Source organism: Mucilaginibacter sp. P4_D1 (assembly GCF_056401935.1).
Genome location: NZ_JBFUIJ010000004.1, coordinates 227,814 through 240,086, shown reverse-complemented (window position 1 = coordinate 240,086; position 12,273 = coordinate 227,814). Strand labels below are relative to the sequence as shown.

At 43.2% G+C, this 12,273-nt stretch carries 9 protein-coding genes; all 9 read right to left on the bottom strand.

Features of this window, described 5'->3' with window-relative positions:
- Nucleotides 1–31 precede the first annotated feature (31 nt).
- Nucleotides 32–466, bottom strand: coding sequence for a DUF4488 domain-containing protein (locus AC1DV1_RS06470; protein WP_477356742.1), 435 nt, complete (start codon nt 464–466; stop codon nt 32–34).
- A 433-nt stretch (nt 467–899) separates the two neighbouring features.
- Nucleotides 900–1,058, bottom strand: coding sequence for a hypothetical protein (locus AC1DV1_RS06465; RefSeq protein WP_477356740.1), 159 nt, complete (start codon nt 1,056–1,058; stop codon nt 900–902).
- Nucleotides 1,059–1,319: 261 nt separating this feature from the next.
- The gene (locus AC1DV1_RS06460; RefSeq protein WP_477356738.1) at nt 1,320–2,438 is read right to left on the bottom strand and encodes a hypothetical protein; all 1,119 of its coding nucleotides are present in this window, start codon (nt 2,436–2,438) and stop codon (nt 1,320–1,322) included.
- A 133-nt stretch (nt 2,439–2,571) separates the two neighbouring features.
- Nucleotides 2,572–4,758 carry a GH92 family glycosyl hydrolase gene (locus AC1DV1_RS06455; RefSeq protein ID WP_477356736.1) on the bottom strand — a complete coding sequence of 729 codons (2,187 nt, stop codon included), beginning with the start codon at nt 4,756–4,758 and terminating at the stop codon, nt 2,572–2,574.
- A 193-nt stretch (nt 4,759–4,951) separates the two neighbouring features.
- Complete coding sequence (locus tag AC1DV1_RS06450) at nt 4,952–5,077, bottom strand: hypothetical protein (protein ID WP_477356734.1); 126 nt, start codon at nt 5,075–5,077, stop codon at nt 4,952–4,954.
- A 1,553-nt stretch (nt 5,078–6,630) separates the two neighbouring features.
- Entirely contained in the window at nt 6,631–7,365 is a 735-nt protein-coding gene (locus AC1DV1_RS06445; RefSeq protein ID WP_477356732.1) for a superoxide dismutase, read from the bottom strand.
- Nucleotides 7,366–7,483: 118 nt separating this feature from the next.
- Complete coding sequence (locus AC1DV1_RS06440; protein ID WP_477356730.1) at nt 7,484–8,314, bottom strand: DUF4397 domain-containing protein; 831 nt, start codon at nt 8,312–8,314, stop codon at nt 7,484–7,486.
- Between the two features lie 10 nt (nt 8,315–8,324).
- Nucleotides 8,325–11,090, bottom strand: coding sequence for a TonB-dependent receptor (locus AC1DV1_RS06435; RefSeq protein ID WP_477356728.1), 2,766 nt, complete (start codon nt 11,088–11,090; stop codon nt 8,325–8,327).
- Nucleotides 11,091–11,193: 103 nt separating this feature from the next.
- Nucleotides 11,194–12,156, bottom strand: coding sequence for a cytochrome-c peroxidase (locus AC1DV1_RS06430; protein ID WP_477356726.1), 963 nt, complete (start codon nt 12,154–12,156; stop codon nt 11,194–11,196).
- Nucleotides 12,157–12,273: the final 117 nt, after the last annotated feature.

The window sequence follows — 12,273 nt, the reverse complement described above, 5'->3', positions numbered from 1 at the left end:
TGACAGTTTCCAATACTTAGTTAGAATAACATTAAATAGCAACGACCTGCTTTTTCCAAATTTCTACAACCTGTATTCCATTTGCTGCGGTAAAGTTAAGCGTAAGCTCAGTATGCTCCTGATTAAATTCAAACCTTATCTTAAAGTCTGTACCTAAAGGAGAATTACTTATCATTGTTGGGCTTCGATATAATGTTTTTTCCAAGTAATACTGACCGTCAATTTTATAAGTGCCGTTGTGTGTGGTAATAGGTTTATTATTCTGCATGAGCATATTAGCAAAAGTCTTGTCGGCATTAAAAATTTTGAGATAACCGTCAAGGGCTTTCATTGGAATATTATTGTACGATTGCCGCGCCAGTTCCCAGGTGCCGACAAATTGTTTCTCATCAGATTGAGCGTAGGAGATAATCACTACCAGGTGCAAAATGATGAAAATGATTGCGAGTCTCTTAATTGTTTTCATATAAGGTGTCATAGTTGATTTTATAGTGCTGACTTATCTGACATAGAGCTTCCTGTCGGAAGATTTGATCGTGATAAAGGTTCGATGGGTTAGATATTTAAAACGGCGTTAAGTAACTTATTCTCGGCATAGGTCCTGATTACGTCTATTTCTGAAGAATCTCCTTTTCCGGGGTGTCATAACATATATATTTCTTGACATGGCGTATAGTTTTGATGATATATGGAATCGGCAAGTTTTAATTATTAGTCTGAAATTTTTTCTGTCCCTCCTCTACTTTTTTCAGCTGTTCATATAATTTTGAATTGTTCGGTATCTTTGATCCTGAGCCTTTTCCATCAGCAGTGCTTTCTTCATACCTCTCAAGATTATTGACATCGTTAAGATTATATATAGCTGGGAAACGTGCCGGGGAACTCTCATATAATGTTTCCTAACTGGTGGCATATTGTCCGACACAGTCTGCAGCATCCGGGTTGGAGTAATGTTTCGCCTGAACCAGCTGCGGCACTTCACCCCATGCGCGTTCAACCCGGCCGTCTGCGTTTTGGGCATTCCAATTATCTACATTATCTCCTACCTTAAATATCATAACTGAAAGTTATCTTGTGTTTACCTATAAAGTAGGCCCGTTCAATCCCGGCCAGAACAATAGGGCAAGCCTTTTCTTATAAGCTTAATTGGTTTATAACATTTAGCGCTAATAATGTTATTTGCAGGCAAGATCAAATTTTAATGGTTCAGCGTTCGCCTCTTGTAGGTGAGACAAACGCTGAATCATTAAAAAGTGTACTATCAAAATTTAGCGGAAAAAGTTAGTATGTAGCGCATAAAAGTTTAGATATTTTAGCCATCAATGTTCTGATTGACCAGGAATTTCAGGAATGCCCGGATCATCAAGAACCTGCACCGTTGTGACCGGGCCTACGGTCTTCCAGTCTTGCATTACCCAGACAACCTTCTTGTCCCTGGTCACTTCTACCATCTGCGGGCCCTTGCCATTATTGTCACCCCGCGATGTAAAAATGGTATTACCATTGGCTAAACGGGTACAGGTTTGGGGCGCGGTAGCAAACTGATACGCCTCCGGCAGGTCGGTTTTGGTATTGAATTCCCATACTGTCTCCCCTTTTTTATTAACCTCCTGTGCTTTTGAGTCGGCCTCATTGGTAATCAATGTATTTCCATTTTTTAAACGAAGAGCCGACCATGGCTGCCTGCAAGCGTACCTCCAGATTTCTTTAAAGTCCTTGTCGTATTCTACAACATATCCTAGTCCAAAAACGGAAACGAGATAAGTTCCATCGGCGGTAATACGGGCCCTCCGATATTGGCCATGGATGTTATCTGGGTTCGGTGGTTGCGAATATGGAAGCTCATGTTCAACCTCTACAGCACCTGTCTTAATATTTACAACCATCAGTTTGGCCGGCAAACCGTTCACCACAAACATCACCTTGTCCAGGCCAATAGGTTGACAAGTATGAATTTCGGTATGTTTAGGTCCGGGTCCGGGATCGCAATCATAACGCCACACCACTTTTTTATCCGGTGTGATTTCTTCTACATATTCCATTCGGGAAAACAGGATATTACCATTTGAAAGCATCCATACATCATCATATTCATAGCTTGTACCTGTAGAATAGGTCCAGATCACTTTGCCTTTATTAACCAGGAACATTTTATCGTAGTTTTCGCCCACCAGCAGCATAGAATGCTGCGCCAACCCCATACCCGGCAGGTTTGCAGGTGTTTCTCCTTTAACCCAGCTACCCGCAACAGCAGGGGTTTCACCTGGGCCTACTTCAGGAACATTAGGAGCTGTAAAAAGATTAAGCACGTCCATACATGGTGTGGCCCTTGAAAATACATTTTTCGCTCCCACAGTTTTATCTTTCTTTTGTGCAGCGACAAGATTTGTAAAACCTAACAAAAACAAAATTACAAGGATACTTTTGATGTGTGTCATGATAATTATCGATTAATATTCGTTATTGAATTTTCGGCTATTTAAATAGTTGGTAACCGGGCATTATTGGATAATATGTTTGCAGAAAGTTAAGTTTCCTGAAAAAACAGCCGCTTGTTCAGGATGTGATCATCTATTGCGTAGTAATTGTCAGGGTTTTACCTTTCTTCAAGTCTGCATCGTCAATAAAATAGCCGTTTACTTTTTGATCGTTCCAGGCTATACCCGTTATTTTGCGGCCTTTACCTTTTTTAATAATGGTGGTAGGTTTTGCACCCAGGTTCAACGTTACCTTATCGAACAGTGGCACAGTAACAATATATTTCGGATCAGCAGGCGAAAATGTATAAAATCCCATCGCATTATACACAAACCAAGCCGACATTTCGCCTGCATCGTCCATACCTGGATAGGCCAGTTTGTACTTACCCATGCCGTAAAAATGATTCATAATACTATCCAGGTACATTTGCGCTTTTGGTTGTTGACCTACAAAATAATAGTAATAGGTAGTACTATGGTCAGGTTGATTACCCTGACAGTAATTGCCAATAAAGGCCGACATATTAGCTGCTTCGCGTCCATTATATGGCGTAGTGTACAAGGCATCCAGTTTTTTCTCTGCAGCGGCTTTGCTGCCAAAAAGTGAGATTAACCCGTTTGGATCATGCGGGGCAAAGAAAGTTGACTCCCAGGCATTCGCTTCGCGGTACATGTATTCGTAATATACAAAGCCCGGATCGAAATTCTTTACCCAACTGCCATCGGCCAAACGGCCTTGCATAAACCCTGTTTCGGGGTTAAAAACATTTTTATAGTTACCGGCGCGCTTCATCAACATATCATAGCTTTGGGTGTCGCCCAACGCTTTCGCTAACCTGGCGGTAGCATAATCGTCATAAGCATATTCCAGGGTTTTGGTAACTGCAGCTTTTCGGACAATGCCAAGCGTAGGTTTTTCTACCGCGTCTTCGGCTATGTAGCCTTTTGTATTGTATTCATCTATGTATTTACGGGTACCCTCAACGGTAGCGTTTTTCAACATCAGTTCGTAGGCGCCTTTTACATCGTAATCTCTTAGTCCTCTTAAATACGATCCCGCGATAATTACCGAGGCGTGGTCGCCGTGAAAAAATGTCGGCATGAAGCCACTTATTTTACCTTTGTCAACCAGCGATTGTATAACGTCGTTAAGTACTTTTGGCGATAACATGCCCAACAATACATCTTTGTTCCGATAGTCGTCCCAAATGGATGGTTCGGTATAATAATTAAAGCCCTTGTTAACCACCTTACCGCTTATATCGGTAAAATCGCCATTGGCATCACTTCGTAATGCAGGCCAAAGGAATGATCGATAAAGGCAGGAATAAAATAATCCTTTCTGGCGATCCGTACCGCCCGTAACTTGTATTTTGCCGAGCAAGTTGTTCCATGCGGCGGTGGCCTCCGTTCTAACTTGTATAAAGGTCTTTCCCAACATTTCCTTCTGCAAGTTCGCTTTAGCATTTTCAACAGAAACATAGGAAAAGCCGATTTGCAATTCCAAAGGCTTTGCGGCATCTCCAAAACTGATCACCGGCGTCTTTTTCGGTCCTGCTGGCCTTTCCCGGCGGCCGTGGGCCTGGGTTGCAGAAGCCGCCGCGGTTAGGGTGTCTATTCCGGTGATCTTGTGATTAGACACCGCGTAGAAATACATTTTTTCGCCGGTCTGTTGAAACCCGATTAGCACATTGTCGCCCACGCGGTCAATTTTCCAGCTACGTACTCCTTCATTGGCCATTGACAGGTCGGCGATGAGTTTTTTATTGGTGTTTGATTTGTAGGTATACCGATGGAATGCACAACGTAAGGTTGAAGTTAGTTCGGCATTTACACCATAACGCTGCAAATAAACCTGATAATAGCCAGGATGAGCCGACTCGTTTTTATGACTGTAAGGCGACTCATAATCATCAGCGGAAAAATTGCTGCCTGATGCGGGCATCAGCGGAATGTTACATAAATTCCAGTGGCCTTTGCTGGTGTGAGCAAAGCCATAAATAACAGTATCCTCATACTGGTAACCAGAACCGCTATGGAATTGTGTTACCGGGGTTAATTGCACCATCGCGTTGGGTAAGGATGCGCCGGGAAATACTTCAGCGCCCCAGCTACGATAGGTAGGCACAAAGCCAAGATCTTTAGGGTCCCATAAAGTAGCGGTGCCCAATAAAGGGTTTACGTAAGATGTTACGGGCGTTGGCGGGGTCTTTTTCTGGGCTTGGGCATAGGTTGTTGCCAGAAAAAATAATACAGTTAGTAAAACGTTTCTTTTCATGTTATTTATAATTATCGGGTACTTAATAGCTGGCAAATAAATGCCCCTTGTAGTACCCGGTTATTTGCATAGCGGTGCTAAGCTTTGGAAAGCCGATTTGGGCCGCCACCTTCGGTGTAATAAAACCGGTTATATTCACGCTGTATATGATTTTACCGATGTGTATTTTTACAAGCTTATTGCCATTGGTTTATTATTGTTCAAAGGTAAATATCGCTGCGGGTAAACCTTCTTTATTATACAGGGTAACGCTGCTTTCATCGCTCCCGGCGTATCTTACATAAACCGGGTTAGCCACGTCCGGGTTGCTTACCACCACTTTATTATTTTACTATTTTGGCGTCTGCAGCTTTCCATCGGTATCATATGTCCAGATATTGTTATTATGTTGCTCAGTAAAAAAACAACTCCCTTTTTTTCGACCGAAGAGCCCTCCGTAAAGTGGAATTGACGCGCAACCAGTTTTGGCTTGGTCAAAGTATCGCATAGAAGCGCCTCCCGCAAAAACGCGATCGGCGATATGAGCGTTCGCAGCAACACGCCCGCTGCCAGGCTATTCTTTTTTATCATTATTTCATTTTTTGTGAGGGTCTATGGGCAATAGGCCGGTTTATATGAGCAATAATAATCATAAGTTTTTAGGCTGGTGCGATGTAGGTGGTGCGATGTACGCTTCGTCAATAAATATGTACAATAAGGCAATCGAGCGATTGATTTAAGCAAGTTATTTATGCCGAATTAAGGGTACCAGACCGTCTGTTCAATAGGGCCAAAGTCCGCATTGATCGCAATTAATGCTTAACCAATCATTTCGCTGGTTCATTGCCACAGGATATAACTTATCAAGGTTTCCCATTGCTCCATTTTCAGGGCGAATCAGGATCTGTTTTGACCAGCTCTCTGGCTAAATAGCCCCTATGGGCATTTCAATAGGAGGATTTTGATGCAAGGCGTGGGGTTAGCCACGTAGTTTGAAAAATTTTTCTCGTTTATTTCAGCTTGACCATTTGCATTTACCTAAATGGCGGTAAGTAGAAATAAAACGATTGCAAACCTGTTGTGCCTTCCTGATGAATATCCTTTTAACATTTCAATATTATTTATTGGTTCATTTTTTGGATCGTTAGGCTTAACTATCCAATCCAGCGTAACGGCGAGCAAGCTGATCCATACCAATTTAATAAGATAGATTCCATGGTACAGGCTATTATTTTCATTAAATATTTTTCGATAACCTTACAATTTGAAGTTACGAAATGGCGCCATCAAACAGATCAATAAAATACAGTTGGTAAAAGTTCAATTAGGATATTAACCATCCGGCAGGACATAAGCAAGTGGAAAATGCCAAATGAAACATCTGTCCATGATTTTAATCAGGAAGTAGGTTGTATCTACAAAGCGGAACGATATAAGGTTCGCGATAACGGCGCAATACTACGATGCCGGGATGGTGGTAAGCGGAAGCGTGCAATTGATAATCAATGGCCTTTTGATAAGTCTAATTTCAAAACTGGATATATGAAAATTGCTTGTGTACCTATTCATAGGATAGTAGCGGTCGCTTTCCTCGAAACCAAACCGACTACTAATCATGTTGTTGACCCATAGATACTAACAAACGAATAATCGGCCTGAAAATTCACGATGGGTTACAAGGCTGGATGCTGAAGAACCAGCGGCTATTCTGACTGATCACATCCAGCCATCTCCAGGGGTAATTTGCTACTGAAAACCCGGCATCAAAGTCCTGGTTGTAAAATGAAGGAACAACCGGTATAATGGTTATTGCCGCATAAACAGTAAATGTTCGTAAAAGAAGTCTGTTATACCACTACCATTGAGGAGCGGCGAAATCGTTTGTATTTGCCATTATCCCAGCCTTTTATTAACCTCGCTCCAGTTAATTACATTCCACCAACCGGCAACATATTCATTACGCCTGTTTTGGTATTTAAGATAGTAGGCGTGCTCCCAAACATCAAGTGCCAGCAAAGGAACACCTTTTACTGTAGCATTATCAAACAATGGATTATCCTGGTTAGCTGTAGAAGCGATGGTTAGCTTACCGTTAACAATCACCAGCCACACCCAGCCCGATCCAAAACGTGTTAACGCAGCCTGCGTAAATTGTTCCTTAAACTTGTCAAAAGATCCAAATGCCCCGTTCAAAGCGTCTTTGATCTTTCCATCAGGCGCGGTTGAGTTTGGCGTAAGGCTTTGCCAGAAAAAATTATGGTTCCAGGCCCCGCCCCCGTTATTACGCGCTTTGGGCGAAAGCTGTGAAGCGTGATCAAAAAACTCCTTTTCGGTAGTAAAACTTAATTTTTCGGCAACTATAGCTTCATTTACATTTTTGATGTAAGCAGCATGATGCTTGCTATAATGTATCTCGTTTGTGAGCGCATCTATATGCGGCTCCAGCGCTTTATAATCAAAGCCCAGCGGTACTTGTGCAAACTTCAGCACATCGCCCGGTATAGTTGCTGGGCTTTTCGAGGTCGCGTACGTGTCTTCACTGCTTAAGATCAGCGGCCCGGTTACGGCGATGGCAGCGGTTACTTTTATTGCATTTTCAATAAATTTTCTGCGATTATTGCTTTTCATGATGGATGTTGATTAGTTATGAAATTGATTGATTAAGAAATAAAGCTGCCCGGAAAAAAACCGGGACAGCTCCATTGGCACATCTATTAAATCACTGCTATTTGTGCTATGTTTTTTATTAATTATGGGTAATGATAGTTGCGCCAACATCAGTGGTGCCCGGTGTGCCATTGATGTAAATGGTATATATTTTACCAGGCGCCAGCACTACATTGGTTAACTTGTTGTTCAGTATACTTACCGCAGAATGATCTGAAGATTTGCTTACAGAGAAGTTAACCGTACCCGCATCAACGGTAACAAACGGGCCAAGTGACCAAACGTTGAATCCGGTACCAGAAAGTATTGATCCGCCCGCACGGCCGTACACCGTATTGGTAAACAGGGCAGCCTGTCCGGTAATTCCAAAATCAACAGCCGCATTGCCAGGTGCCAGGTGTACAAATCTCACTTTGGCCTTACCGGCAGCGGGCGCACTCAGGTCATCATAAAAAAGGATGAGTGAATCGGCTGTGGCTTTGGTGTTTTTTACCGCAAATACCGTATGATAGTAAGTAGCTATGGGCCCGTTGGGGCCACCCGTAGTTGTAAAAGCAGCACTGTTGCCAAACTGGCGTGACGCTTTGTAAGATGTATTGGAGCCTTCTGTAAAGTTGATCTGTACATCGCCAAACTGAGTGTCCAGGTAGTCGGTTTTCGCGTTTATGGTTACGGCCGTTTTGGTTACCTGGGTGGTATACGTCCAAAACTGGATGCCAACGTTTACCGGCCTTGCGTTTACAAAACTGATATGTGCTGCAAGTGCCGGCCTGTTTGCATCGTTAATATTCAGGTAGTCTGTTTTTTTGCAGGAGGTTGCCATAAACAATACACCCGCTAAAAGTAAGGTTAATTGATATAGCGCTGGTTTTAACACCAACCTGTATTTATTATAATTTTTCTTATTCATGATATGTAGCTTATAAATGAGCGGATAGTTTGATAAATGGCTGAATGCCTGCACTGCCGTTTTGAATACCCACAACAGTAGGGTTGCGCAAACCGGCTATAGATGGGTCGGTATAATCGCCCAATACATTAAATACGTTGTTTACACCGGCAGTAGCCTGTAGTTTGGAGGTAAATTTGTATCCTACCGAAAAGTCGGTAACCCAGATGGGTTTCAGGGTTTGGTAAAAATATACCGGGTTAAGCGGGTCGGCAGCACTGAGCAGGGAGGCTGTTGTAACTTTGCCAAAATACACTGTTCTTAACAGGAAAGTGAATTTGTCAAGGCTGTAAATCCCCTGCAGGTTAATTTTTTGTGCAGGGATATTTGTAGTAACCCTGGCCCGTTCGCCTGGGCTCAGTATCACATTCTTATAAGCTTCCAGTCCTTTCGGGGTATTTACTTTGGTGACCTCGTTTTTTGAAAAATTTCCGCCGAAGAGGAAATTGATATTTCCTTTAGCCAGCAATACTTTATAACTACCGGTAAATTCTACCCCTTTGGTACGGGTGCTGAATTCATTGTAAAAGAAATTTGCCTGTGCCGCGCCTGTTTGCTGAAAAAGCGTTTTAACATCTGCCGGAAGATTGGCATCTGTTGAGGTAAAGTTACCCGTATTACCTACCCTGTTATCGATGTTAATCAGGTAAGCGTCAACGGTTAATTCAACGTTACTGCCGGGTGCCGATGTAAGGCCCAGTGCATATCCTTTTGATTTTTCGGGCGTAAGTTTAGGAATACCTAATGCCCTTGCTGCCGCACTTTGATTTGATGCGGTTAAAATATCCACTCCTCTGCCCTGCTGAAATGTAGTAGAAACGGAGGTGTAATAAGACTGCGCCAGGTCTGGTGCCCGGAAGCCTGTATTGGCCGATCCGCGGATGTTGAGCCACCTGGCAAAACTGTAACGAGTGGCAGCTTTCCAGGTAAATACATTGCCAAAATCTGAAAAATACTCTGCACGCCCGGCACCCGATATCAGCCAGGCCTTGGTTACGTTGAGTTCTACATCGGCATACCCGGCAGTTACTGAACGGCTTACGTTGACCGCGTTTTCGGGCCGGAAACCTAAGTGGATCTGTGAACCTGCGGCCAGGCCGTTCAGCGACGTTACACCCGCATTTGACAAATAGGGAATACCGCCAACAGTTGTATCAACATCAACAATAGTACGCTGATCTGCCTTTGAATACGACCCTTCTTCACCGGCGATGATCTGGAAGCTTTCTATCCTATGCTGTGCTCCAAAAGCCACATTCAGGCCTTTTAAAGCTTTTTCAAAGTAACGATTGAAGTCGAGCCCGGTGGTATTTTGTCCGGCATTATATCTCCCTGCATCAAAACTGGTAGGGCTTTTTAGCCCCAGGCTGGCGTTTAAAGAATTATCAACCCTATTGGTAAAACTATTTTTTCCAAACACGTTAGATAGATCCACGTTCCAATCACCAACCTTTCCTTTTATACCTACGGCAATTGATCCATCTACTATATTATTTTCCATGGCAGGTAAAAACCCATCCGGATAAATAAAATTATTGTTCCTTGATGTCCAGCCCGGCAAACGGTAAACGGCGGTAAACTGAGAATTACGGCTGCTGATAGCACCAAAAGCGTATATATCGGTAGTCTTATTTAATGGGAAGCCTGCATTAAAAGACAGTAATGCATCCTGGCCAGCGTTTGCCCCGCCGCCACGTTGATCAAAAAAATGACGGTCGATACCACGGCTTTTCAAAATGGCGTCGTCAATTTCTTTGGTATAAATGGCATCATAAGCGCGGGTATTGGCACCGCCGCCATAAATAGGACCATTGTATAATCCGGCGTCTTTTCTTCCGGCGGGCAGCGCGATAGCCTGCGTGGCGTATTCGGCAGTAGCATTAATATAGCCGCCTGTGTTGCCTAAACCAACCCCATAGTTTACGCTGGTACGGGTTATTGCCCCGTCGCCACGCCTTCGGGTGCTGCCAGAAGTACTAACAGCAAGGTCATCTGTTTTTTTCTTAAGCACAATATTGATAACGCCGGCTATTGCATCTGATCCGTATTGGGCAGCCGCGCCGTCGCGTAATATCTCGATGCGGTCAATTGACCCCGACGGAATGGAGTTTAAATCGTATCCTGTAGACCCATTGCCCAGGCCACCATAATTTACGTTTGCGCTTTTGTGCCTGCGCTTGCCATTTACAAGTACCAGCACCTGATCCGGTCCCAGCCCCCGTAACTGGGCTAAGCTAAGCGCCGAACCTGCATCACCCGCATTGCTGCCGTTAACCGAGTGGAACGATGGCGAAATGTACTGTAGTATTTGTGTAACACTCACTTGCGGGGCCGATTCAAGTAAAGGCTTGATATCGATAACATCGACAGCTGATGCGGAATTGAGCTTGGTACGGTTGGCATTACGCGAGCCAACAATCTGCACCTCGTTAAGATTATTACCTGCTGGTTTTAAAACAATATTGAACTCTTTGAGTCCATCTATCTCTACTTCCTGGCTTTCATACCCTAAAAAGGAAAATACCAGGTACTTGCCATTACGCACTACGATAGTAAAAGTACCATCGGCCTTGGTAACCGCGCCTTCATTCAATCCTTTAATGCGTATTGATACGCCCGGTAAAGGAGCTTTATCATCGGCAGCGATGACTGTTCCGCTAACCGTTCGTTTTTGTGCAAATATGTTTTGCCCGTATGCCAGGCTGAAAAATATAAGCAGGAGTACAACTTTTTTCATTTTACAATAGTTTTAGACAAAGCAGTGGCTAAGACGGTGTTTTTTACACCGCATGCACAGCATATGTCCATGATTAATTAATTATTTAACAGGGGAGTTATTATCAGTTTAAGGCGATTTTTTGCTTAAAACGATCGTCGGTAAGCGCTTTTAAAAATTCAACTATATCATTTACCTCTCCATCATTCAGGTTTAGCGGTTTATCCAATGACAAATCCCGGTTAATACCATCCTTCACAATAAGCGATGGGTTGTTGTAATATTCAACCACACTTTTCAAAGTTTTAAACTTTCCGTTGTGCATGTAAGGGGCAGTAACCGCAACATTGCGCAGACTGGGTATCTTAAATTCCCCTTCTTCTGTTTTGTTGTTAGTAATCTTTGACCGGCCCGGATCATTCAAATCTTTACCATTGTACAAACCAATACTTTTAAACCTATCTGCGGTAAAATCTTCGCCCGAATGGCAGTTGTTGCAATTGGCCTTACCAATAAACAATAAGCGGCCACGCGCTGCCGAAGCTGATAAAGCATTATCGTCGCCGTTGATATAGCGATCATAGGGGCTGTTGGAAGTTTCAAGTGTGCGCTCAAAAGAGGCAATGGCCTTCAACAGATTATCTTTGGTGGGTGTTGATTTAAATATCTTTTGAAATGCATCTGCGTAGTATTTATTATCATTTAATTTTTTTACAGCATCTTCAATTGGTAGCCCCATTTCGGTAGCCGAGGTGATTGGGCCAAGGGCCTGTTCTTCCAGTGATGATGCACGCCCATCCCAAAACAGGTGCGGCCGACCCGACAGGTTAGTTAGTCCGGGTGAATTTCTTGAAGTAAGGTTTCCTTTTATACCTACACTAAAAGTAGCAGTATCGGCAAAGGCAAACTCCGGTTTATGGCATGAGGAGCAACTGATGGTATTATCGCCAGAAAGTATCGGGTCAAAAAACAGTTTTTCGCCCAATTGTTCTTTGGTTTGCACATCATCTTTAGTGCCCACAAAACTCATAAAGCCTATCAGCGTACCGATAGCTACAATAACCAAAAGTATTTTTCCTTTTTTCATATCTTATGCATTCATGTTTCTTTTATAAACTTGTACGGATAGTTGCCGGGGTACCCAATGCGCCCCGGCTCCAGATCCGTTTCCAAACTTTACGCGAGTTTTTAAATGCCGTTTTTA

Bases quoted from the DNA above. Each gene is read 5' to 3' on its own strand.
- AC1DV1_RS06470 (WP_477356742.1), bottom strand. From the start codon at position 466: ATGAAAACAATTAAGAGACTCGCAATCATTTTCATCATTTTGCACCTG.
- AC1DV1_RS06465 (WP_477356740.1), bottom strand. From the start codon at position 1,058: ATGATATTTAAGGTAGGAGATAATGTAGATAATTGGAATGCCCAAAAC.
- AC1DV1_RS06460 (WP_477356738.1), bottom strand. From the start codon at position 2,438: ATGACACACATCAAAAGTATCCTTGTAATTTTGTTTTTGTTAGGTTTT.
- AC1DV1_RS06455 (WP_477356736.1), bottom strand. From the start codon at position 4,758: ATGAAAAGAAACGTTTTACTAACTGTATTATTTTTTCTGGCAACAACC.
- AC1DV1_RS06445 (WP_477356732.1), bottom strand. From the start codon at position 7,365: ATGAAAAGCAATAATCGCAGAAAATTTATTGAAAATGCAATAAAAGTA.
- AC1DV1_RS06440 (WP_477356730.1), bottom strand. From the start codon at position 8,314: ATGAATAAGAAAAATTATAATAAATACAGGTTGGTGTTAAAACCAGCG.
- AC1DV1_RS06435 (WP_477356728.1), bottom strand. From the start codon at position 11,090: ATGAAAAAAGTTGTACTCCTGCTTATATTTTTCAGCCTGGCATACGGG.
- AC1DV1_RS06430 (WP_477356726.1), bottom strand. From the start codon at position 12,156: ATGAAAAAAGGAAAAATACTTTTGGTTATTGTAGCTATCGGTACGCTG.